General features: G+C 55.3%; 22 protein-coding genes. 7 read left to right on the plus strand and 15 right to left on the minus strand.

The features are described from left to right. Positions 1 to 14: 14 nt before the first annotated feature. The 4 genes from V5D86_RS03185 to V5D86_RS03200 all read right to left on the minus strand — a co-directional run bounded on the left by V5D86_RS03185 (position 15) and on the right by V5D86_RS03200 (position 4,534). Entirely contained in the window at positions 15 to 1,052 is a 1,038-nt protein-coding gene (locus V5D86_RS03185; protein WP_414595251.1) for a FecCD family ABC transporter permease, read from the minus strand. Positions 1,053 to 1,075: 23 nt separating this feature from the next. After that, positions 1,076 to 2,152 (minus strand): FecCD family ABC transporter permease, encoded by a 1,077-nt coding sequence (locus tag V5D86_RS03190; RefSeq protein ID WP_414595252.1) that lies wholly within the window; start codon positions 2,150 to 2,152, stop codon positions 1,076 to 1,078. Positions 2,153 to 2,207: 55 nt separating this feature from the next. Continuing rightward, on the minus strand, positions 2,208 to 3,389 hold the full coding sequence (locus V5D86_RS03195) for a hypothetical protein (RefSeq protein ID WP_414595253.1): 1,182 nt from the start codon (positions 3,387 to 3,389) through the stop codon (positions 2,208 to 2,210). A 281-nt stretch (positions 3,390 to 3,670) separates the two neighbouring features. Further along, entirely contained in the window at positions 3,671 to 4,534 is an 864-nt protein-coding gene (locus V5D86_RS03200) for an ABC transporter ATP-binding protein (RefSeq protein ID WP_414595254.1), read from the minus strand. Positions 4,535 to 4,664: 130 nt separating this feature from the next. On the opposite strand from V5D86_RS03200, the gene V5D86_RS03205 reads away from it, so the two are divergent. Continuing rightward, positions 4,665 to 5,525 (plus strand): ABC transporter ATP-binding protein, encoded by an 861-nt coding sequence (locus V5D86_RS03205; protein WP_414595255.1) that lies wholly within the window; start codon positions 4,665 to 4,667, stop codon positions 5,523 to 5,525. Next, positions 5,522 to 6,295 (plus strand): ABC transporter permease, encoded by a 774-nt coding sequence (locus V5D86_RS03210; protein ID WP_414595256.1) that lies wholly within the window; start codon positions 5,522 to 5,524, stop codon positions 6,293 to 6,295. The genes V5D86_RS03205 and V5D86_RS03210 overlap by 4 nt, the downstream gene beginning before the upstream one ends. Positions 6,296 to 6,346: 51 nt before the next feature. Here V5D86_RS03210 and V5D86_RS03215 read toward each other — a convergent pair whose 3' ends face one another. The 7 genes from V5D86_RS03215 to V5D86_RS03245 all read right to left on the minus strand — a co-directional run bounded on the left by V5D86_RS03215 (position 6,347) and on the right by V5D86_RS03245 (position 13,793). After that, positions 6,347 to 6,994 (minus strand): class I SAM-dependent methyltransferase, encoded by a 648-nt coding sequence (locus V5D86_RS03215; RefSeq protein WP_414595257.1) that lies wholly within the window; start codon positions 6,992 to 6,994, stop codon positions 6,347 to 6,349. A 4-nt stretch (positions 6,995 to 6,998) separates the two neighbouring features. Next, on the minus strand, positions 6,999 to 8,501 hold the full coding sequence (locus V5D86_RS03220) for an RNA-binding domain-containing protein (RefSeq protein WP_414595258.1): 1,503 nt from the start codon (positions 8,499 to 8,501) through the stop codon (positions 6,999 to 7,001). 111 nt (positions 8,502 to 8,612) lie between these two features. After that, a complete protein-coding gene (locus V5D86_RS03225) occupies positions 8,613 to 9,956 on the minus strand; it encodes a cobyrinate a,c-diamide synthase (protein ID WP_414595259.1) in 1,344 nt (447 codons plus the stop codon). Beyond that, positions 9,953 to 11,023 carry a Ni-sirohydrochlorin a,c-diamide reductive cyclase catalytic subunit gene (cfbD, locus tag V5D86_RS03230; RefSeq protein ID WP_414595260.1) on the minus strand — a complete coding sequence of 357 codons (1,071 nt, stop codon included), beginning with the start codon at positions 11,021 to 11,023 and terminating at the stop codon, positions 9,953 to 9,955. Before cfbD ends, V5D86_RS03225 begins: the two co-directional genes overlap by 4 nt. Next, positions 11,020 to 12,231, minus strand: coding sequence for a coenzyme F430 synthase (cfbE, locus tag V5D86_RS03235; protein ID WP_414595261.1), 1,212 nt, complete (start codon positions 12,229 to 12,231; stop codon positions 11,020 to 11,022). The genes cfbD and cfbE overlap by 4 nt, the downstream gene beginning before the upstream one ends. Beyond that, positions 12,228 to 13,013, minus strand: a complete 786-nt coding sequence (locus V5D86_RS03240) for a sirohydrochlorin chelatase (RefSeq protein WP_414595262.1) — start codon at positions 13,011 to 13,013, stop codon at positions 12,228 to 12,230. Before V5D86_RS03240 ends, cfbE begins: the two co-directional genes overlap by 4 nt. 6 nt (positions 13,014 to 13,019) lie before the next feature. Further along, positions 13,020 to 13,793, minus strand: a complete 774-nt coding sequence (locus V5D86_RS03245; RefSeq protein WP_414595263.1) for an AAA family ATPase — start codon at positions 13,791 to 13,793, stop codon at positions 13,020 to 13,022. 119 nt (positions 13,794 to 13,912) lie between these two features. Between V5D86_RS03245 and V5D86_RS03250 the strand changes: the two genes are divergently transcribed. Together V5D86_RS03250 and V5D86_RS03255 are read left to right on the plus strand one after the other, a co-directional pair. After that, entirely contained in the window at positions 13,913 to 14,827 is a 915-nt protein-coding gene (locus V5D86_RS03250) for an alpha/beta fold hydrolase (protein WP_414595264.1), read from the plus strand. Between the two features lie 196 nt (positions 14,828 to 15,023). Next, a complete protein-coding gene (locus V5D86_RS03255) occupies positions 15,024 to 16,433 on the plus strand; it encodes an ATP-binding protein (RefSeq protein WP_414595265.1) in 1,410 nt (469 codons plus the stop codon). Between the two features lie 16 nt (positions 16,434 to 16,449). Here the strand turns inward: V5D86_RS03255 and V5D86_RS03260 are convergent, their stop codons facing one another. The 3 genes from V5D86_RS03260 to V5D86_RS03270 form a co-directional block, all read right to left on the minus strand. Beyond that, complete coding sequence (locus tag V5D86_RS03260) at positions 16,450 to 17,037, minus strand: N-acetyltransferase family protein (protein WP_414595266.1); 588 nt, start codon at positions 17,035 to 17,037, stop codon at positions 16,450 to 16,452. Next, positions 17,007 to 17,720 carry a pseudouridine synthase gene (locus V5D86_RS03265; RefSeq protein WP_414595267.1) on the minus strand — a complete coding sequence of 238 codons (714 nt, stop codon included), beginning with the start codon at positions 17,718 to 17,720 and terminating at the stop codon, positions 17,007 to 17,009. Before V5D86_RS03265 ends, V5D86_RS03260 begins: the two co-directional genes overlap by 31 nt. 130 nt (positions 17,721 to 17,850) lie before the next feature. Continuing rightward, positions 17,851 to 19,155 carry an RNA-binding domain-containing protein gene (locus V5D86_RS03270; RefSeq protein ID WP_414595268.1) on the minus strand — a complete coding sequence of 435 codons (1,305 nt, stop codon included), beginning with the start codon at positions 19,153 to 19,155 and terminating at the stop codon, positions 17,851 to 17,853. 268 nt (positions 19,156 to 19,423) lie between these two features. Here V5D86_RS03270 and V5D86_RS03275 point away from each other — a divergent pair, with 268 nt between their 5' ends. After that, the gene (locus V5D86_RS03275) at positions 19,424 to 19,690 is read left to right on the plus strand and encodes a hypothetical protein (RefSeq protein ID WP_414595269.1); all 267 of its coding nucleotides are present in this window, start codon (positions 19,424 to 19,426) and stop codon (positions 19,688 to 19,690) included. Positions 19,691 to 19,699: 9 nt separating this feature from the next. Next, positions 19,700 to 20,437, plus strand: a complete 738-nt coding sequence (locus tag V5D86_RS03280; protein WP_414595270.1) for a pirin-like C-terminal cupin domain-containing protein — start codon at positions 19,700 to 19,702, stop codon at positions 20,435 to 20,437. 1 nt (position 20,438) lies between these two features. Here the strand turns inward: V5D86_RS03280 and V5D86_RS03285 are convergent, their stop codons facing one another. Beyond that, entirely contained in the window at positions 20,439 to 21,755 is a 1,317-nt protein-coding gene (locus tag V5D86_RS03285) for an ATP-binding protein (RefSeq protein ID WP_414595271.1), read from the minus strand. A gap of 572 nt (positions 21,756 to 22,327) precedes the next feature. Between V5D86_RS03285 and V5D86_RS03290 the strand changes: the two genes are divergently transcribed. Further along, positions 22,328 to 23,860 (plus strand): leucine-rich repeat domain-containing protein, encoded by a 1,533-nt coding sequence (locus V5D86_RS03290; protein ID WP_414595272.1) that lies wholly within the window; start codon positions 22,328 to 22,330, stop codon positions 23,858 to 23,860. Positions 23,861 to 24,111 lie beyond the last annotated feature (251 nt).

The raw sequence follows: 24,111 nt of genomic DNA on the forward strand, positions 1-24,111 counted from the left end.
GTATCCGAAGGACCTCACATCCAGGCGCTCTTCCTCTGCCTGACCAGGATCCAGATGAACAGGGGGCCTCCGATCATCGAGCAGATGACTCCGACCGGAAGACCGTTCGGGCCGCTCACCTTCGCGATCGTGTCGGCGAATATCACGAACGCCGCGCCGAATGCCGCAGAGGCGGGTATGAGATACCTGTTGTTGGAGCCGACGAATATGCGTGCCACATGAGGTCCGACGAGGCCGATGAACCCTATCGTACCGGTGAAGCATATCATCGCAGCGGTCAGGAGGGAGGCCAGGACGAGCGTGAACAGCCTTATCCTTCCCGCGCTCTCCCCCAGCGTCTGGGCCGCCCTGTCCCCCGCGTATATGACGTTCAACCTGCTGGAGAGCAGCCATAGGACGGTTATTATCACCACTGCGGTCCCCAGCATCAGAGGCAGATACTCCCACTTCATCGTGCTGAGGGACCCCACCCTCCACTCGTAAGCGTCCGCAAGGGACTCCGAAGGTGCGGTGACCATTATGATCTGCGTGATAGAGCTGAACAGGAACATCACCGCGATGCCTGTGAGGATCATCGTCGCAGGCGTCATCTTCCTGAACTTGGATATCGCGACGATCATCATCGTGGGGATCAGGGAGAATATGAACGCGTTCATCACCGTCGTGCTTACGCCGCTGACGAACGGGACCAGGGATATCCCCAAGACGATGCTCAGGGTGGCCCCCAGGAATGCTCCGGACGATATGCCCATGGTATATGGGTCCGCCAGAGGGTTCCTGAAATCGTTCTGCATTATCGCCCCGGCGACCGCCAGACCCGCACCGATTATGATCGCACCTATCGCACGGGGGGTGCGCGTGTCCCAGATGTAATGGTCCGCATCCTCATCGACTATGTTGCCGGTGAGGTGGTTGAAGAACGTCTCTATGGCATCGGGCACCGAGATGTCGTATACCCCGAAGCCCAGTGTCAGGAAGAACAATCCCGCCGCCATCAGGGAGAAGACCGCGATCAGAAGGCATTTCCGCCTGTTCTCGGCCCTGTAGGCCATCCTGGCCTCAGAATGCTCGTCGTTCAGTATATCGCCCCCGCCTTCTTGCTCTGGAACAGGATGAGCAGGAAGAACACAGGGCTTCCTATGACGCTCATCACCACTCCGACGGGAATGTCCGAGAACTGGAACGCTATGTAATCGGCGATCAACAGGATCAACGCGCCGGCTGCCATGGAGATCGGTGCCACGAACCTGTTGTCCGACCCGACCACCAACCTCACCAGATGGGGTGCGACGAGCCCTATGAACCCTATGATCCCGGTGAATGACACGATGGCGGCCGTCATCACGGCCATGAGAACGAGGCACAGGGTCCTGAACTTCTGAACGTCCACACCCAGGCTGATCGCGCTGTTGTCGCCCAGGGACATGACGTTGAGCCTGCTGGACAGGAAAAGGACGATTATGGAACCGATGACGGTTACGGCCACCATTATCGGGAGCGAGTCCCAGGTCATGCCATCGAGCGTCCCGACCTGCCACATGTAGGCGCTCTGCAGGGTATCGGCGTCCGTGGTGACCATCAGGTACGTTATCATCGAGTTGAAGAAGTACGATATCGCGGTACCGAGCAATATCAGTGTGGCGGGAGTGACATGAATCCTCTGCGACAGCACGATGATCATCACCGCCGGGACCATCGCCCCGATGAACGCATTCGTGACGATCCCCATTTCCCCGGATATAGAGGACATCGATATCCCCACGACTATCGCGACTATGGCCCCGAAGCATGCTCCGGAGGATATTCCCGTGCTGTACGGGTCCGCGAGAGGATTGGACATCATCGACTGCATCATGGTCCCGCACACGGCGAGCGCGGCGCCCGAGACTATCGCGGCGATCGCATGCGGCAGGGCGGTGTTCCAGATATAGCGGTCCGCCCACCATTCCAATGACTTCACGGGATACTCGTTCCCGCAGAGGTGGTTCCATATGATCTCGTACGTCTCCCTCAGACCGATACCCTCGTAGTTGGATATGGAGAGGATCCCGACGAAGAGGACGATCCCTATAACACATATCGCCAGGAACACCATCTTCCTGAAAAGCGCCAGGCGATATCCTTCCTTCATCTGCTCCTTCGTCAGGTCCATCCGTCTCAGCCCAGAATCTTAAATGAGAAGGAAAGGGGCGAGGCCCCTGTTTGGTTCAGATCGTGGCCACTTTGTATGTGTCGTAGTCGATGTATGCGAGGATCGAATCCAGGGACTGGCCCTCGAAGGGCTTCGACCCTATGTCGATGAAATCCTCGAGGACGCTGTCCGCCCATTCCCTCGAGAAGTCATCACCGTACATCGCGTGTGCCATGTACGCGACCTTGACGGCTCCGGGAAGCAGATTGTTGATGTACACGAGCTTCTCTTCGAATCCTTTGAAATATTCCGTGGACGAAATCCCTTTGTTGTCATGCGTCCAGGTCTCCACGATCAGTTCCTTGATGCCTTCGGCGGTGAGCCCCCAGTCCATGGAACGGTTGTTGATGATGGACCCGACATCCTTGTAATTGGACAGGGCCTCGGTGCTCGCCATCTTGGTGGAACTGTCGCCCTTGTACTTCTCCCTGAACTCGGAATTGATTTTGTAGTATGGGATCCCGCCAGCGGTAGCTGCACTGGAATTGAATGAGGAATCGTTCTCGCAGATGTAGATGAACATGGTGCAACAGATGTAACTGACCCTCTCGCTGTCGCTGAGTGATCCAAGTTTTGCATCAATGGCATCGATCACATCCCAGCTCATCTGGAAATAATCTGCTCCGACCTTCTCGCATTCCTCCCCGAAGAGGAATCCCAATGTAAGCACAGTTACGATCTCAGCCTTTGCATCCGCAGATGCATACACGATCATTGGGATGTTCGCAGCCTCGAGGTCGTTTGCACGCGAATCGGTTATCTGCTCGACTCCGCTGTAATCGACAAGCAATGCCCCGACACCATTGGAAAGTTTCGCATCGAGCTCCGTGAAATTCTTCCATGCGGCATCACTGATCTGCCTCTGGGTTCCGCCCAGATGGGTCGCGTTGGACAGGGACTTCTCAGCAACATCGTAGCTGCTTGCGAAATATCCCGCTATGTACTGTCCACCATTCGCATAGAGGGTAGGCATCTGCATGTTGGTAGCGTAGGTCACCACATCCCTGATCGGATATGTCACAGGAACAGTGGTGTTGTTGCCCTGCCTGTCGAGACAGAGGACATAAACCGTGGTACCAGTCTTTCTGTCGATGAGGTCCTGAAGGAGTTTCTTATCGGTATCATCCACCTTGCCATCAGCATTCACATCAGCAAGCGGGTAGTCGGACAGCTTCTCACTGCCATCCATTATTTTCATAAAAATGTCCATATCTTTATTGTCGATGGTATAGTCATCATTGACGTTACCTCTAATTTGAAGCTGTGACGCTGTTGCCGCATCAGAACTGCTATTAGAATCTCCATTGTTGGTAACGAAGACAACACCAGCGACAACCACGATTGCGGCCACTATGATAGCTGCGATGATCGTCGTGTTCCTGTTCATCATATCACTTTTTGTATTCAATTCTAAGACTTTGGATGTATAATCCAATTATATTTTTAGATAAACCGACTTCTGAATCCATAATCAAAAGATCAGACAGTCTCACCCAGGCTGTCCTGTTTCCCCATTTTGGTCGAGTGTCTTCCAGACAAGGCCATGACCGCGGACGGATTCTCCCTCTCGTCCATCGGCAGGGCATCGCTGAGTATCACATGAGGCCTGTCCCCATCCGAAATCACCTTCGATACCACACCGTAGACAGTACGGAGATTCTCCTCTGTGATCACCTCTTCCGGCGTTCCCACGTCATAGACGCTTCCCTGAAACATCAGAATGATCTTATCGGAATACTTTGCAGCAATATTGATGTCGTGACTGATCATGACGATCAATATGTTCTTCTCTACCGAGAGCCTCTTCAGAAGTTTCGTCACATCGAGCTGATGACGCACATCCAGATTGGATGTGGGCTCATCTAGCAGCAGTATCCGAGGCTCCTGGACGAGCCCTCTGGCGAGCATCACCTTCTGATGCTGCCCTGCGGACAGCTCGTTGAAAGGCCTCATAGCCAGATGGGTTATCCCCAATAGCTTCAGAGTGTCGTACACGACATCCAGGTCGTTATCGAGGGACTTCCATTTGGAGTGCGGATGTCTCCCCATTATCACCGTATCAACGACCGAAAGAGGAAAGGAATCGCTGGCGGAGTAAGGGACGTATCCCATCTCCTTGGACAGTTCCTTGATCGTGATTCCCGAAACGTCCTTCCCATCGATGAAGACAGCACCGGACGTCGGTTGCAGGATCTTGTTGATGCAGTGGATCAGCGTCGACTTCCCAACACCGTTCGGACCCAGGATGGATATGAATCCCGGCCCATCGATATCCAGAGACACATTGTTCAGGACAGGGACGCTGGAATAAGAGAAGCCGATGTTGTCGATTCTGATGTCCATATGACACACCTGGATGTATAATCCAATTAATGCATCAACTACTATTTATGCCTGACTAGATGCGGCCACCAAAATCAATAAAATAAGTAGGATGCATCATCCAATTAAATGAAGTTCCGGGGTTCAAATCATGGACGATATAATCGTGATCGACAATCTTGTCAAGAAGTTCGGCGACAAACTGGCAGTGGACCATCTGGACCTCACGATACATGAGGGCGAGGTGTTCGGGTTCCTCGGACCGAACGGTGCTGGGAAGACCACGACCGTCAGGTGCATAGCCACGCTGACGGACTTCGATTCCGGGACCATAACCGTCGGAGGACACGACCTCAGGCAGGACCCCATAAGGGCGAAGGAGAACATGGGCGTCATCCAGCAGCAGGTGTCCCTGGACAAGGACCTGACCATCCGCGAGAACATGGTCTCCCATGCCATGTACCACATGATGAAAAAGAGGGAGAGGGAAGCGAAGATATCCGAGCTCTCGGACTTCTTCGGTCTCGAGGAATACCTGGACAGACCGGTGGAATCCCTCTCGGGCGGATGGAAGAAGAGGGCCGCCATCGTGTGCGCGATGCTCCACGACCCCAGGATACTCTTTCTCGACGAGCCCACGTCCGGACTCGACATCAACGCCCGCAGGCTCCTGTGGGACGTCGTCAGGAGGCTCAACTCCAACGGCACCACGATCGTCCTGACCACGCACTACATCGAGGAGGCGGAGGCCCTCTGCGACAGGGTCGGGATAATAGACCACGGGAGGATCATAGCCCTGGACACCCCTGAGAACCTGTGCCTAAGCGTGGGCTCCGTCGCCGTGGAGTACATGGGCGGCGAGAGGACCGAGTACAGGTACTTCCGCAGCAGGGACGAGGCTAACGCGTTCGCGTCGTCCATAGAAGGGGACGTCGAGGTGACCATCAGGAAGACCAATCTCGAGGACGTGTTCGTGGAGCTCACCGGCAAATCCGTGGAGGGCCACAGATGACCAACGTCCTCCTTCAAGCGTACTACGTCGCATGGGGCGACCTCAAGTTCATGAGGCACAACTTCTGGAACATCCTCATCATGAGCATCATGAGCCCCATACTCTACCTGATCGCCTTCGGGTTCGGTCTCAGGACCGGGGTCACCGACATCGGGGTGTCGTACGTGTCGTTCGTGATCCCGGGAATAGTCGCCCTCTCGTCGCTGAACTCGTCGTTCTCGTCGACATCCACCAGGATGAACGTCCAGAGACTCTATTACAAGAGCTTCGACGAGATGATGATGTGCCCCCTGAGCCTGCATGCCATCATACTCGGGAAATGCATGCTCGGACTGATCCGCGGACTCATAGGATGCTTCGTCCTCTATGCGCTCGGGCTCGCGCTCGGAGCGGCCGGGATAGGCGGGATGGAGCTCCGGCTGACCCCGCTCTTCATCGCCTGCACGGTCATATCCTGCATAGTGTTCTCGTTCCTCGGGATGGCTGCCGCGCTGATAGCGAAGTCCCATCAGAGCATGGCGACGTTCAACAGCCTGATCATACTGCCGATGACGTTCCTGTGCGGCACGTTCTTCTCTGTCTCCGCCCTGAACCCCGTGTTCCAGGGCCTGCTGTACTGCTTCCCCCTGACGTACTCGAGCGAGATCATCAGAGCGGCCGCCCTCCCGGATTTCCTGGACTTCCCCTGGATATGCATGCTGGGCCTGCTCCTCTGGGGGATCGCGTTCTATTCCCTGGACTACTGGCTCCTGAAGACCCGCAAGGTGTGATGGTTTCCGCATCACGGACCTGCCGCATCCCTGCGGCGGGTCCGGAAAATATCAGACATCGCTATGGGATGCCCGACGGTGACCATCCACCTTCGAGACCGCGTTGGTCCATGTGAAGCCGCTCCCCTCCGACACCCACAATTCGATCGGGACGAAACCGCTGTCACGTAGAAGGCCTTCCAGCACATCGGGCACCATGTCCGTGTAGTGTCTGCCGTCACGCTCACCCTCGAAACCGCCATGTTTGAAGGAACAGTAGAACACCCCTCCATCGCTCAAGGCGGACCTCACGCGGGAGAACACGTCCGGGAGCTCCGCGGACGGCACGTGGAGGAGGGATGCATTGGCCCATACGGCATCGAATCCCTCCAGATCCATCGACGAGAACTCCACCGGCAGCACGTCCACCCCGAGACGCTCCCTGGCCACGCGACGCATCCCTTCGGACGCGTCCGCCGGCACCGCGTCGAAGCCCATGTCCCTGAAGGCCAACGTGTCCCTGCACGACCCGCTCCCGAGGTCCAGGATCCTGGAGCCTTCCCTCAGATGCCTGACGAACCTGCCCATGGACTCCGACATGTCGGCACCGAAGGTCCTATCGACGTACCGTTCCGGATCTGAATCGTAGAAGTCCAGGGTTCCCATGGGACGTCCATCGTCATGACCGTATTTGACGGCACTCCCGGCAAGTGCACACATCGGGTCAATGTTTCCGTGACAGGCATATCCTCTGACGTCTGTCCCTCGGCCGATCCGGATAGAGGTATTCCAGAAGGCCTTCGTCCATCAGTTCCCTCACGCAACGACGGAACGTGTTGTTCACACTGGAATAGCCTATGCGCTGGGACACTATCGCCGAGGATGAACAGCCATTGCGTCTCAGATCCTCCAGGATCATCTCCTTGATCTCATCCGGGGTCCTGTATCTTACCTCCACATGGGAATCGGCCGGAGAATCCAGGAAGTCCCTGTGTATCGGTATGGTCACCCTCATGAACGAACGCTTGTCATCGGTCTCGAAGATCGGAAGGTCGGAACCATTCGCCTTCAGTGCGGCGATGGCGCGCGGTATGCCTGTGTTCCTGGACTCGGCGAGTCCCATCTCCTTCAGGAAATCCCCTATCCTGCTGTTGAGATACATCTCACGCCTGAATCTGTATGCGGCGATATCGGCGTTCGAGATGCTCGGGTCCGGCCCGGGACAGTTGAACACCTCGATCCTGTCAGAATGGATGCGGATCTTGACGGGCTGATCTATCTCATAGTCCTTGTGATAGAATGCGTTGACCACGATCTCCTCGATCGCCTCCAAAGGATAGTTGAAGTAATGCTCTGACTCCGCACGGTCCGAGACCTTGCGTATCCTGTGACTGAGCACCTTGCTCTGGAAATATTCGATCACACGTGAGATCTGAACGTTCAACGGACCGATGTAGCGGATGTCATCCATGAGGTCACCGGCATCGTTCTCCATACGGGTCAGCTCCGAATGAGCTCCTGGGAAGAACTTTTCCGGATCCTTGGAGAAGAACAGAAGTCCCACATTGACCGGCTTCACGAATTCCGGAGGGCCTCTCACGATGCGTATCGAGCGGTACACGTCCAGATAATCATAGGAGGTCAGCTCCATCTTGCTGCCTATATCTGCAAGATATGACTCCACCAGATATCCTTGTATATCCCCGATCCTCGCATTGATGTTGATCTGGTTGTCAAACGGTGTCCTGCTCGTGCGTTTGATGAGTGAAATCTCCTCATCCTGATTCACCCTGACGGTGTTGGACAGCCTCCGAATGAAGTACGCACCTTCCGTCGAACCCTTCCCAAGTGAGATGGGGCACTTATACGGACGTTCATTGCCCGCAGGAACCCATATGACATAGATCTGCGCACCGCGATACGTCTCCTGAGATGCGAGAGGGACGTATCTCGGAGATATCAGGTTACACAACCTCATCAGTTCCCTATCGATGATGGCTATTTCCTCGGACGTCACGCCTGGAAACGAGACTGGGACACCGTCCAGTTCCTCTATACCGATGATTATGTACCCTCCGCCGATGTTGTCATAATCGTTGGCGAATGCACACACCGTATGAAGGATCTTCAGAGGATTCCAGCCCCTCTTGTATTCGATACGACTGTTCTCCACGATCCTTCCGCTCAGGAGCCTATCGATACTTATGGGCAGAATGTCCATTCCCATTGCACATCAAATTCTTATGCACATTCTTACTCATATACTTATGCACATTGATATGCACATTCTTACTCACATTGATGTGCACATCAATCGCATACCGGACATCGGATGCCGTCAGGGCGACCGGTTTATCCGCTCGATCGCAGGACCGATCCAATCCCTCTCGGACAGGGCATGCTGGTGCATGTAGGACCCGATCGAGTTCTTCCTGACCAGCCCGTCCATCCTCCCGGAGATCCCCAGGCCCCTTCTGACATCGAACCCGTAGACGGGATCCGACGAGGGATACACGTCCGAGTAATGGTACTCGTGCCCGCGCACGCTTCCCTTGAAGACGGGGTTGTCCGAGGTGGCATCCGCCATGACGTATGTCGGACCGTGGCGGACCCCCGTCATCCTGGCATCGGCCTCGAATATGCCGGACATGCCGAACCTGACCCCGTCCTTGTCCGTTATGGACGAGCACATGGTCATCAGACCCCCGCATTCGCCTATCACGACCTTCCCGTTGTCGGATTCGGCCTTCAGCCCCTCCAGGAAATCCCTGTTCTCCGACAGCTCGCGCGCGTAGAGCTCCGGGTACCCACCGCCCAGATAGTACATGTCGGCATCTGGCAGCGGGTCGCCGTCGACCGGACGGAATGTTGTGACCTCGAACCCGGACGCCTCCAGGCACTCGATGTTCTCCCTGTAGTAGAAGCAGTACGCATCGTCCATGGGAACGGCGGCCTTCAGTCCGGAATCCCTCTCCACATACGGCGATGACGTGGGCAGGTCCGCCGAAGCGGACTCCGCGACATCCAGGACAGCGTCCAGGTCTATCGGCTCCGTCAGCTCCTGGAGCGGGGTGATCTCCCTCTCGGCGAAGGTCCTAAGGGTCTTCAACCCCAGATATCTCTGCTCGAGGGCCTTCCCCGGACTCTTCGGGATCATGCCTACCACGTCCACACCGGGACAGTATGCCTCGAAGGCTGTGCGCAGCTTCCCCATGTGCTGCTCCCCCGACACGTTGTTCAATATCACGCCGGCGATGCGCACATCGGGATCGAAGGAACGGAAGCCGTTCACGATGGCGCAGGCGCTCCTCGTCAGGGAGCGGGCATCGACGATCAGGACCACCGGGAACCCAAGCAGCTTCGCGACGTAGGCCGTGGACCCGAGGTCGTCGCTCCCGGAGAATCCCTCGAAGAGACCGCGGACGCCTTCGACCACGCAGATGTCCGCATCCCTCGACGCGTATCCCGCCACGTTGCGGATGACATCGTCCGTCATCAGGAAGGAATCCAGGTTCCTGGACTGCCTGCCGGTGGCCGCCGAATGGTACATCGGGTCTATGAAATCCGGTCCGGCCTTGAACGCCTGGACCTTCATGGTCTTCGACAGACGGGACATCAGACCCGTCGTCACGGAGGTCTTGCCGACGCCGCTGCCGGTCCCTGCCAGGACTACCCCCTTCAAAGCAGCTCCCTCAGGGTGTCGGCCGTCTCCAACGGCACTATGGAATGGGCGCCCATGACCATCGAATGGGACGCTATCTCCCCGACGGCCCACTGGCATCCCGTGTTCAGATAGTTGGCCAGCTGCCTGGGCTGGTCGGTGATGAGGATATCATCCGCCCCCATGCCCGGAACCGCGTGGCATATCCCCAGGATTATGGTCAGGTCCGGGGAGAACTCATCCACAGCGGAACGCATCTGCTCACCGACGACGGAATACTCGTCCAGTCCCCCGACGATCCTGTCGATCCCGACGCCCTTGGACTCCAAATCCGCCAGTATGTCCCTGCAATATCCCCTGATCCTCGGCAGACCCTTCCCCGCATCGAGATTGGCCACGAACAGGGTCTCCCCTCCGAGCTTCCTGGATGCGCGGTCCACCGCCTCGAACATGTCCGCGAAACGATATGCCAGCTCCTTCTTCGCATCCATCACCACGGCCACCCTCCCCCCTTCGGAGAGGACCTCGACTATGCGTTTGCACACATGCAGCTTGGTGGGACTGGAGGCGGGCTTGATGTAGTCCTTGGATGCCATCCCGGCATCCTTCTCCAGACGTGTGGCCGCCTTCATCAGCGAGATCTGGCGGGAGCATTCGTCGGAATCGATGATGCCTGCGTCGCGTCCCGCCTCCAGCGCCTTGATGGCCCCGCGGGTGTTGTCGCCCATGCATGCGTGGACGTCGACGGGGAACACGTTCGCGTCCACCTTGGCCTTGCGTATGGCGCTTGCCATGTCCTCGCCTATGATCATGCTGGCACAGGTGCCTATCACGGCGACGGTCTCGGGATGGAAACGCTCCTCCACCTGCTTCAGGGTATTGATAAGGGGCTCCGATGCACCGAATATGAGGTCGTTGTCCCTCATGCTCGTGGTCACCACGCGCACATCGGCGTTCTCCAGAGGACGGGAGGCCATGAAGCTGCACCCCGACGGCCCGTGGACCACGATCACGTCGACGTCCATGTCGCGCAGGGTGTACATCGCCGCCACTATGGGACTGGGGCGGGGATGTATGACCGACCTCACTGGTAGCCCTCCTTGATCAGCTCTATGAGCAGCTTCGTGTCGGAAGGGATCCCGGGACGCTCGCCGTTGCCCTCGGTTATCATGATGGGGACCCCGTATCCGTTCACGACCCTGGTTATCTCGTCCGCATCCATCTTGTCGCAGACCTTCCTGCTCACCGGGTCCAGGAGCACCAGTGCCCCGTCCAGTGCGTGCATGTCATGGAGGCACTGCATCGTCCTCGCGACCGACAGGTGCGATATCCCCGGGTTCCTCTCGCGGACGACCGTCATCCCGTTCTCGTTCAGGATCTCTCCCCTGCCGGGAACCCCTCTGAACGTCTCCAGGGACCTCAGGACGATGTCGCGCGGGATGTCCATGAACGAGCAGATCTCCAGCACCGCATCCATCGCCTGCAGGTACTCCGTGGACACGTAGGAGCCATCGAGGACGATCTCGCTCACCCCGTCGTAATCGACGGAGACCCTCAGGCCCTCGCCGAGCCTGGGCTCGGACAGGGCGCGCACCCTCCGCCTGTAGCCCTTGACGTAGAGGCACTTGGGGATCCAGAACTCCAGCTCGTCCTCCGGGACGATGTTGATCCCGTCCGTGAATATGTCCTTCTTCGCATCGGACGCCTTGAGTGTGTTCTTCGCGATCCCGTAGTCCTCGGCCAGATTGGTGACCATCGCGATGTCCGCCTTGCCGGACCCTCCCAAGGACACCTCCGAGACGATGACATCGAACCTGCCTGCGGGAAGCGTCATCAGATAAGGTGGAGCGATGCTCACCTTGCGGTCGATCCTGTGCCCCTCGTCAGTCCAGGGGCCCTCTCCCCTCGAGGAATGGAGGAGGACGCTCCTGCCCGCATCGTGCAGGATCTTCGATACCAGGTAGCAGACGCTGGTCTTCCCCTTGACCCCGGTCACCTCTATCCTGAACCTGGTGTCCTCGATGAAACGGTTTACAGCCTGGCTGAACGTGATCACCTCGGAGACCTCCGCGTCCCCGATGAAGGAACGGGGGCAGTGCGCGGGCATGACCGCGAGGTCGTATCTCCCGACAGGCGTCGATTCCGCCACCCCGATGTCGAGGTCTGCGAGGTCCTGCCTCCTGTCCGCGGGACAGTTGCGATAGACGTCCACGCAGGTGACATCGTCCCCTTCCGCCGAGAACCTCTTCGCGATCAGGTCCCCGCCATGGGTCATGTCCAGGACGAGGACCCTCATTGTCCGAGCCTCCGGAGCTTCTCCACGAGGACGTCGCACAGTCTCGGATCCGCCCCGATGGGCACCGCGTACTTCACCTCGCATCTGCGACCGTTGCGGGTCACGATGCCGCCGTCGGAGAAGTTCTCTATCCCGAGCTTGGCGGGGACGTCCATCGTCAGGTGCTTCCCCAGTGAGATGAACAGCGGGAGGGCGATAATCTCCTCCGCCCCGTCGTCGATCATCTGCGGTATGACGTCCTCGATCTTCGGATCGTCGAACTCGTTGAACCCCACGTACACCTTCCCATAGCCCATCTCCTCGAGGCGCCTGGCGTTGAGGTGGACCACGTCCCTGTTGTACGAGAGCCTGGACCCGTGCCCCATGATTATCACGCGTGTGTCCTTCCCAGGGGTCATGAGCTCCTCCACCCTCTCCGCGAGGATCTCCGCCAGGAGCGGTTCGTCCCCGAAGGGCTGCTCTATATGGACCCTGACGTTCGTTCCGGAGATCTCCGAATCGCCGTCGACCGCGTTCCTCGGAAGCGAGAAGTGCTTCATCGGTATGTCGCGGGTGACGTGAAGGCCCGATGCGACGAAGAACGGCAAGAGGATGATGTCATCGTATCCGTCGGCCACCATCTCCTCCGCGGCCTCGCGGATCGATGGGAATGAGGTCTCGTTGAACCCCACGTAGACGTTGTCGTAGCCCCTCTCCCTGAGCCTGTCCGCCTGTACGTCGAGGACGCCTTTGTTGAATGACATGGTCGAGCCGTGTCCACCGATTAGAATACCTGTCTTCATAATGAATCACTCCAGCCTCATTCCGCCGTCGACGTCCTCGGAACGGTCGACAAGACGCCTGGCCAGCTCCCTGTAGCAGTCCGCCATGGCGGATCCCGGCTCCCCGTTGATGACGGTCGTTCCCATCTCCTCGCACCTCTGGACCGCCGGGTCGCGGGGTATGCGTATGACGACGTCCGTCCCCATCTCCGAGGCCGCCCTGTCCACCAGGGAGTCCTCGTCCTTCACACCGCGGGAGTTCTGGATCAGCCCGCCCAGCCTGGCATATCCGTCGTTGCGCATGTCGGACACGGCGCCGGCGATATTGCTGGCCGCATAGAGGGACATCATCTCCCCCGATGTCACGACGAAGACGTCGCGGGCATACCCGTTCCTTATGGGCATGGCGAACCCTCCGCAGACGACATCGCCGAGAACGTCGTAGAGTATCACGTCCGGCCTGTAATGGGCGACGGCGTCGAGCTCCTCCAGCTGCTCGAAGGCGGCTATTATCCCGCGTCCTGCGCATCCGACCCCCGGACGGGGACCGCCGCACTCCACGCAGAGGACCCCGTTGTCGCCCTCGTACACGAGGTCGGACAGCTCCGGGTCGGGATTGTCCCTCATGGTCTCCAGTACCGTGGGTATCCTGCGTCCGGCCACGGCACGGGTCGAGTCCGCCTTGGGGTCGCATCCTATCTGCATGACCTTCAGTCCGGAGGCGGCCAACGCCGCCGATACATTGCCGACGGTCGTCGATTTCCCTATTCCGCCCTTCCCATAGACTGCGATCCTGCGCATGTTACGATAATAGGTCTGAGTGTTATTAATATTTTCAGAGATGAAAGTAACACGCAGGTCCGTGACCCGACGAAACGAGGAACCCAAACGAAATATGTCCAATACGGAATCCTCCATGCATGATGAAGGAGTTCACGATACCCTCTTCCCTGGAAGGGAGCGACCTGCACTGTGTGGAATGGCCGGTCGACAGACCTGTGGCGACGCTCCAGATATCCCATGGGATGATCGAGCACATAACCCGCTACGCCGAGTTCGCGGAATACCTCAACACCCTCGGGATCGCGGTGATCGGACATGACCACCTGGGTCACGGGGACACATCCCCGGACAGCCTGGGTCTGATAGCGCCGTCCGACGGGGACGAGCACATGGTGGAGGACCTGTACCTCGTGACCCAGGAGATCGCGAGGATGTTCCCTGACATACCGCACTTCCTCCTCGGGCACAGCATGGGGTCGTTCATCCTGAGAAGGTACATCACCCGCTACGGAGGCATGATCGACGGGGCCCTCATCGTCGGGACGGGCAATCAGTCCGGGATGTCCGTGGCATTCGGGAAGCTCATAGCATCCATGCTCGTGAAGATGAAGGGGCCCGAGTACATCAGCCCGTTCCTGAACAAGACCGTCCTCGAGGGACATGACAGGAAGTTCTCGGAACCGGACCTTCCGAACCGCTGGATCTCCAGGGACCCGGAGATCGTCAAGGCGTACAACGCCGACCCCTACTGCAGCTTCAAGTTCACCGTATCCGGGTTCAGGGACCTGTTCACCCTGATCCAGAAGGACATACGCGGCGACGACTTCGACGGAATACCCAAAGGCCTGCCCGTAATCCTCCTGTCCGGAGCCGATGACCCCATAGGGGAGTTCGGGAAGGGTGTGAGGAAGGCCAAGGAGGGTCTCGAGAAGACCGGTCTCCACCCGGACATGAAGCTCTACGAGGGAGGGAGGCACGAGATCATCAACGAGACGAACCGTGCCGAGGTCTACAGGGACATAGGAGATTGGCTGTTGAAGCACACCGGGTGATCCCCGGAACCTCCCTCGGGATATCGCCCGAGGGATTTATTGCTATAATGCAAGTGGTATTTCGTTAAAATATTTGAAAAACAAAGTGATATTTCGTTAAAAATTCATCATAAATAAGTGAGAATTATTTAAAATTCTACAAAAATAAAGTGGTATTTCGTTAACTATTTCTACTGAGATGATCCTGTATAAAACGATGAGGCGCAAAGTCGAAGAGGTCCTGAGAGAATGGAGAGAATCCAACGACAAGAAGTGCCTGATAGTATCTGGAGCCAGACAGATCGGGAAGACATTCATTGTAGAGGAGTTCGCAAGATCCAACTACGAGTATCACCTCACAGTGAACTTCGATCAGAACCCCGACGCGTGCCAGGCATTCTCTGACAGGCTGGATGTGGACTCCATAATGCTGAAACTGTCTGCGATGTACCCGAATGTGAACCTGGTTCCGAAAAAGACGTTGATATTCCTTGACGAGATCCAGAACTGTCCCGAGGCCAGGACCTCACTCAAATTCTTCGCCATTGACGGACGGTACGATGTGATAGCCTCCGGATCCCTGCTAGGGCTGAGAGACAGCGAGGTCCCATCATACCCTGTCGGCTATGAACACCGGATAAGGATGGAACCGATGGATTTCGAGGAGTTCCTATGGGCGCTCAACATCAAACAGGAGGTCATAGATCATGTGAAGGGGTGTATCAGGAACCGCAGTCCCTTAGGTGATTCACTTCTCAATACCCTGTCCGAGTACTTCAGATGGTACACCGTGATCGGAGGTATGCCGGAAGCGGTGAAGTCGTTCGTCAACAACAGGACGATACGCAAAGTCTCCGAGATACACGCAGACATCTTCGAGGATTACAAGAACGATGTCATACATCATGCGAAGGGATCCCAGAAGAACAATGTGTCATCCTGTCTCGATTCCATAAGCGTCCAATTGTCCAGAGAGAACAAGAAGTTCCAATACAGCCTCATAGCACGCAACGGTACCAATGGAAACGATTCCAAATTCGGATCCAACTACTATGCGTACTCCCTGAACTGGCTGAAGGACGCGGCGATCATCCGGCAATGCTACAACGTCACCGAACCCAGGATGCCACTCGAAGAGAGGAGGATGACCGATCATTTCAAGATCTACATGGTGGACACAGGACTCCTCACCTCATCGTACGAGCCGTCTGTGAGAGTGGAGATCCTCAACGGGAACCTGGACGTCAACCGCGGAGCATTGACGGAGAACGTCGTCGCACAGATGATATCCGCACAGGGCAGGAAACTGCTGTACTTCAGCAGGGACAGAGACCCGGAGTCTAATGCGACCGATCGCATGGAGATCGATTTCCTTCTGATCGTCAATGGAAGACTGACCGCGGTGGAAGTGAAATCGGGAAAGAACAGGAGCTGCAGATCCCTCAACAAGGTCATGGACAGGTACGATATCGATGGTCTGATGTACGAGACGAGGGACATCTTCACGGATGACAAGGGCGTGGTCCATATGCCTCTCTTCGCGGCAGCGTTCATCGACTCGATGGACACACATCATGGTCCGGAATTCGATTTCGACAGCATCGACAGACTGAACGCCCAGTTCTGATGCGTCCGCCCCCGGATCATAGCCTCTTGCGCCACATGGCGCCGAAGCAATCGCACGGGGCCCCGCAGTACGGACACCTGTGCCCGCCCTCCGAAGTGACCCACTGGTTCCAGTACCCGCGGATCTGCAACGGGGTCCTCTCGAATCCGGCCGAGCTCAGGGCCTTCCTTATCGGTTCGACGCCGTCGAAATGGACCCATGCCATGGATACGGCCGAGTCGCATCCGTCCCTCCTGAACGTCTCCAGACACTCGTTGCAGAGCATCCTTCCGATGCCGCGCCCTCCCGCATCCGGGGAGATCGCCACGGAATCTATCAGACCTATCCTCCTGGACGAGAGGACCCAGTCCCTCTCCGGGGACTCGGGCAGCGCCAACTCGTCCCTCTCCCCCTCGGGACCGAACTCCCTGCAGATGGCGAATCCGGACGGTTCACCGTTTATCGTGGCCACCAGGCAGAACTGATCCGGGTCCTCCATCGCCTCGGTGAAATCGTCGTCGGAGATGTAATCGACCCCGAGCTGGAGCATACCGATGACGGTCAGCTTCTGAACGTCCGATCCGATGACCTGCCTTATCTCGATGTCCCCAGTGCCTGCCTGCATAGCTCCTCCCTCTCCTCCTCCGTGAGATCGCGGATGCTTCCGACCGGAAGGCTCCCGAGCTCCACGTTCATTATCCTCACACGGACCAGCTTCTCGACGGTGTATCCCAGGGTCCCGCACATCCTGCGGATCTGCCTGTTGAGACCCTGTCTCAGGACTATGCGGAACTGCCTGTCCGATATGCGCTCCACGACGCACCTCTTGGTCCTGCGACCGAGGATCTCGACGCCCTCGGACATCCTCCTGACGAACTTCTCGGTGATGTCATGGTCCACGGTGACGAGATACTCCTTCTCATGCTCCCCCCTGGAACGCATTATGGCGTTGGCGAGCTCCCCATTGTTGGTGAGGAGGAGCAGCCCCTCCGAATCCTTGTCCAGACGGCCGATCGAGTATATCCTCTCGGGATACCCGATGAACGAGATCACGTTATCGGGGTCCTCGGGACTGGAGGTGCACGTGATCCCACGAGGCTTGTTCAGAGCTATGATCACATCGACCCCGGCCTTCTCGACCCTCTTCCCATCCACACAGACCACATCGCCGTCGGAGACCTTGTCGCCGACCACTGCGACGCGTCCGTTTATCGAGACCCTGCCCTCCTCCACCATCCTGTCCGCTGCACGGCGGGAGGCCACTCCGGCCTCGCTGATGAACTTGTTGAGACGGGTCCCATCGGTCATTGTCCAGGGGATGGGCTGCTCGTATATCTAGAGAACTAATGCAGACACGAGGTCATGAGATTGGGGTACGGACTGGTTCTCAATTGGTTCCGAACTAGTTCCGAACCAATTGAGAACCATTCAGACGATCTCATGGGACGACCCAACGTGCATTGCGGGTGGTTCCATCGTTCCGGATGAGGTTCTTTTCCTTCAAGACAGCGACTTCCTTCTTCACGGTGGATATGCCGATGCCCGTCCTTTCGGCAATGTCAGACAACTTGCAGGAATCGTCATTCAGCAATTCTTCGAGGACCCGCCTTTGCCTCTCTGTCAGATCGCTGGAGTTCCTCTCGGTCGATTTTCTGGATGTCACGAAGCCAGGTTCGAAGGCGAAAGGTATCCTGACGACTATCATGTCAGAGTAGATCTCGAATGCATCCCTCCCATATGCGTCCACCACTGTCGGTACGCCATGTCCGCTTTGTTCGGTCAGATCCAGAAGGGCCATGAGGTCGAATAGTGTCTTGTTTACCGGGTGACTGTGCCCTGTGAAGAACTGTTCAAGGGTCATGTCGACAGGTATGGACCCATACGATTGGATCTCCAGACGATCATCGAAGATGAACACAGAAGGTGCCGTGTCCATCAGCCAATTGTTATGGACACAGGCGTTGATCCATGATTCGGTGAACGATTCCATGTCGAAGAGAGGGATCTGCTTCCTCGGTCTGACCGTGGTGTCGACCTTGGTCTCCATGAGGAGTCCGACCTTGCTTATCATATCCCTCAATGAATCGATCAGACATCTATGGCCCAGATCGGTCCTGTCGGACATCTCAGTCTTGTCTCTTCCGTTGTACCGTATCATCTGAACGACGTAGTTGTTCTGATCCGACATCAGATAGGCAACCAGGTTGAACAGTCCATCCGATGTGAGCATCCCATGGCTTTGATAGAAGGAATCATCGTTTCTCCAATGGACGGCATATTCGGTCATTATCACATTGATACGCGAAAAACTCAGATCCTGTATGGGCGATGGTTGTTCCCTCATCGCATCGAATCCGCGGGATTGGTATATGCGGAACAGCACGTCCACAGGTACGCGTTCGTTCGATGATACGTTCCTGATGTAATATCTGCCGTCAAAACTGAAGACTCCAGAATGGTTGATGGCAGACACGGAGATGTATGTCTTCCCGTCATCCGTCTTAAGTTCTGCGATGTCGGCTATTATCTTGGGTTCTATGTAATCGCTTATCCGTCTTCTGATACGTTCCATCGTATCTTTTCCGGATTCGATACCGACGATGGTCCCATCGTCTGCTACACCGAAATAGACGGTCCCCCTGCCATGTCTGTTCAGCATCGCAGTCAGAGCGATAAGCCCCTTGTCCAATTGGGCCAATCCTGTTTTGAATTCAGTGGTTTCATTCTCGGAGCCTATGTTCATAACCGTCTATAACGGATTGATGACACGGTATAAAACAGTTCTCGATTGGTTCGGAACTAGTTCGGAACCGATTGAGAACCAATCGAGAACCAATCGAATGTGACCGTTCCTGACACGCGTATGACTGCATACGAACATCATCGTCCGGAAAAACATCGGTCGGATGCTCGGACCGGTCCGGATCACCGTCACGGACGATATACATCCGATGGATCGGAACGAACCGGTCCGCGGAGCCGTTAATAGTCAGAAGGGATATCGGCACGACATGGCACTGTTCTCCCCGAAGCCGTTCAAGACATCAGGACTGGGACTCCACTGGGACACCGAGGACCCTTTCTTCTTCGCATCCCATCATGAGGACGACTATCCCAAGGGCAACAGGCAGCAGGCGCCTCCTCTCCCGGAGATCACCGGGAGGAACCTCGGCCGCGACTACGAGAAACGCGTGGGATACAGGATGTACCACGGAAAGGTCGTGCCCGGGTTCCCGATGCACGCCCACTGGGGATATGAGACGGTGACCCTTCCCTAGCTCGGGTTCGTGGACCATTACGACACCGAGAGGATCGAGGGGAGGTTCGGGTTCGGGGATGTCCAATGGGTGTCCGCATCGTCGAAGTACGAGCACTGCGAGATGTACCCTCTGACAGACCAGGAGAACAGGAACCCCAACGACATCACGCAGATCATGGTCAACCTCCCCCTGGAGATGAAGAACAGAGGGAACTCCGTCAGCACGGTCTGGCGCAAGGATGTGCCGGTCATCGAAGGGGACGGATGGGAGGTCAAGCTCCTCTGCGGGGAATTCATGGGACGGTCCATGGAATCGCCGAACGAGGTCTCGTATGCGAGGATCTCCAACGGCGTGAGGATCATGAGGATCGAACTGGGACCGGATGCCTCGATTACGGTGGATCCCGCCGCCGACGGAGCGAACAGGAACCTGTACTTCGTGACCGGCAAGGATGCCAGGGTCGACAGTGTCCTTGTGAAATCGTACCTCAGGATGAAGTTCTCCGACATGGGCGAACTGAGCATAGAGAACGGTGACGAGACGTCCGTCATGTGGCTGCTCGAAGGGAGGCCCATAGGTCAGAAGATGGCCTCGTTCGGACCTGTCGTCCTGGGCGACCTGAAGGATGTCCGCGAAGGTCTGGACGAGATCCGCAGGAACGAGTTCCTCGAGTGGCCATGGGACGTCATCGACAAGGCACAGCCCCTGGGGACCGGAAGGTTCATCCGCTATCCTGACGGGACGGAGAGACGCCCCGACGAATGACTCACGGTCCAAGGCATCCCAGCGGGATCACGTGTACACCGTCCTTGCGGGTGTGTCCGAACTGGGTGCCGGTCAGGATCGCTCTGAATGCGGGGTCTCCCGCCCTCTTCATATCCACAAGATCGTCCAACCTCAGGAGGCTCGATGCTGCCCTCTCGTGATCCGAACTTCCGAGCTTCACCTCCATGGCACCCCATCTGCCGTCGGAAAGCTCCACGATGAGATCCACCTCATAGCCGGAATGCGTACCGAGATAGTACACGTTTCCGCCGAGGCCCTGGATGTACACCCTCAGGTCCCTCAGACACAGGGACTCAAAGAACAGCCTCAATGCCCTCGGGTCGGTCTTCAGCCCTCCCTCTCCCACGCCCAGGGACGCCGCTGCGATCGATGGGTCGGTGAAATGCCACTTCGGTTTCGAATGCAGACGGGATGTGGACCTCACATGAGGACTCCAAGCCTCCAGGCCTTCCAGTATGAACATGCCCCTCATGGATTCCAGATACTTCCTGAAGGTCGGCATGGACACTATGCGCCCCTGTCCGTTCACATCGTCCAGGATCGTGGAGACAGGTGCCGCGGTAGCCAGATTCCGAGATATGGACTGCATGGCTCTGCGTGTGACCGCCCGGACGGCCCTGTCACGTCCAGTCTCCCGTCTCACGTTACCAAGATCGTCCATCTCTTCGAAAAACACGCCCCGGAACATGCGTGGCATGTCCATGTCGACTATTGTGTCCAGATAATCATGGGCGAAGCAAGGGTCCGTGGCATGCCCCCTCATGACAGCCATCGGCCATCCCCCGCGGATGATGGCGTGGACATAAGCATCCAGATCTGCATCGGTATGCGAGTCCACACGGTCCCCCTCGAACAATCCTGCCAGAGAAACGGTCCCATCCGACTCCCCGGACTCGAACAGGCTCATGGTCCTCATGCGTATGTGTGCGAACCTTCCTGCCCCGGAATGGTTGGTCGACAGTTCCGGAGGAACGGACGAACCGGTCAATATGAATCTCCTGTCCCAGTCGTGGTCCACCTCATGGCGCACCAGATCCCATATCTCCGGAACGGTCTGCCATTCATCGATCAGGCGCGGGTCATCACCCACCAGAAACGATGACGAGCCCGTCTCTATAGCCATTCGGATCGAAGATTGCGCAGCAACATCCTTTATAAACAGAGCGCTCCGACTGTGCTCCTCTGCGGTACGTGTCTTCCCGCACCATTTAGGACCCTCTATCAGCGCAGCACCGTACATCTGCATGGCCTTGTCGACCTGTCCATCGATGATCCTCGGGATGTATGCGCCCCTCATATTGTAGACAATGGACTGGGTGCATATAAATTTTATATTTTTCAATATGGAATTTTTATGTTTTTCAATAACGATTTTTTAACAAATGATGTCAATGTTATATTCCCGTAGCACCCTTAACATGACAACCGTATCGCAGTAAACCCACAAATGTTGAAAAAATCTAGATATTAAACTCACAAAAGTTGAAAATTCCCCATTTTATCAACTCACAAAAGTTGAGTACATAGGATTCAAACATAGATCTCCAAATATGTAAACAAATATCGAATTGAATAAAAACCACATATGCGAATCACTCAGCAAGACCATGGAACGTGCGATATCGGTGGAATCATGTTCGAGACACGGAACATCTCCATGGATCAGGAGTTAGGCGGTATCCCTCTTCAAAACGGCACCATAGATTCTGCATACTACATATCATCCAGGATGGACGATTTCATAATAGATTCTCGGTTGGTTATTAAGACTTCCAAACAATAATGCTGAAAAAAGCCCAATAGAAAAAATCCTTGCAGAAAAGGATCGAAGTACTGACATCTTAACTACTGGTACCAAACATATGTATCATGGCATCCGTTACAACGAAAAGCTTTTCCCCCCCCCCTTACAACATCATGAACGGCAAAAGCATCGTTCTAATTCTTGCTGCCATGACCGCTGTCTTTGCGGTCGCTTTCATTTCGTTCTCATCAGAGGACTTGGAAGCTGTTAATAAACCGACATCAGGAAACTGTGGCGACAACATTCAGTGGACTTACGACTCCTCAACCAACACTCTGGACATATCTGGCTACGGTCCTATGTATGACTATAAAGGTGGGAATTGGCCAGGGCTAAATACAATGCCAGGAAATGTCTCATACGATATCGATACCGTTATCATAAGAGGCAATATCACCTCTATTGGCGACAATGCATTTAAGAACTGTTCTATGGACGCCATTACCCTTCCCAACTCACTAGAGTTTATAGGCGCATCCGCGTTCGAAAACTGCTACCATCTAACCGAGATCTCCCTTCCAGACAGTGTTACTACCATCGAAAACTATGCTTTTAAAGGGTGTCGTAACCTCACATCCATCGATCTGTCCAACAATGTATCGACCCTGCCATCTGGCGTCTTCAATGGATGCAATAATCTCAAAAACCTGTCTGTGCCTGAAGAAGCCATCTCATTCGGAATTGATGGCGTACCTAACATCACTCTCGATTTCTCCGACTGTCACAGTCTTGAGTCGATCAATGTCGGTGTCATCGCCAATAAGACTCTAGACGTACCGGACAGCGTTCATCAAGTAATCATCAATCGTAACAACACGACATTGACAACCCTAAACCTTGGATCCGGTGTTAGTGAGATTCAATTGTACGGATCCTCTATAAACAACATATCAGTTGATCGTACAAACCCCGATCTGACTGTAATTGATAACGTAGTTTTCTCGAAAGATATGCATACACTAATATGGTATCCGATGGGTCTTACCTCCAACGCATATGTCATACATGATGATGTCACCGCTGTAGGAACAATCGAGAACGCCAACCTCAAATTATTGACCTTTGGGAAGAATGTTACTGAAGTGTATAGAGTGGATTGTCCCAACCTCGAGATTCTTAACGTTCCAGCTGGGCTCAAATTCGTAGCACCATACCTCCCCTCCAAGATTGCCATTGTCCCAATGGATTACCACACCGAGGATTTTATTGAGGGTGGAATCCTGATCAAATACTATTCTAAATATATCGATTTAGTAACAGCCACGCCATTGAACGATGGCACATACAGAATTCATGTGGAGTTTAACGATGATGTTGACTATTCAAGCATCAGAATTGGATCCCAATACAACCTTGGTGACGTAGCATCATCAGGAACCAATGACTTCGTCCTACCGAAAGATGCTTCAGGATTCATGAAACTGTACCTTTCGTTGGACACCGGGATTGATGAGTTGCCCCCATCTGAATGGGTGAATACATCAGATGATCCTACGATTGGAGATAAGATTAGACAAAGTGCAGCACTAATTTTGCTGGCTATTATTATAATCGTTGCATTCAGCGCCCCTGTCATATATGTTAAAATAATCAGATGAAGAACAAAAACTCAAGAGATTCGTTTGACTGATTTTCAAACGAATCTCGCTTTTCAACAACCAACCCCTAGTAAAGTACGGATTGAAAACTTGAATGGTGCCAGGGTTATGATCATCCAGTACAACGAAATTTCTCACCCATACAATGTCTATACTAATCTACAATAATCTTTTTGGACTTATAAAAATTAAAATTATTTTAAAACTATTTTCCCGATTTTAAAATGAAATTAAACCTTTTAAAATCATTT

This window comes from Candidatus Methanoprimaticola sp. MG2 (assembly GCF_047501175.1).
Classification (GTDB): Archaea; Thermoplasmatota; Thermoplasmata; order Methanomassiliicoccales; family Methanomethylophilaceae; genus Methanoprimaticola.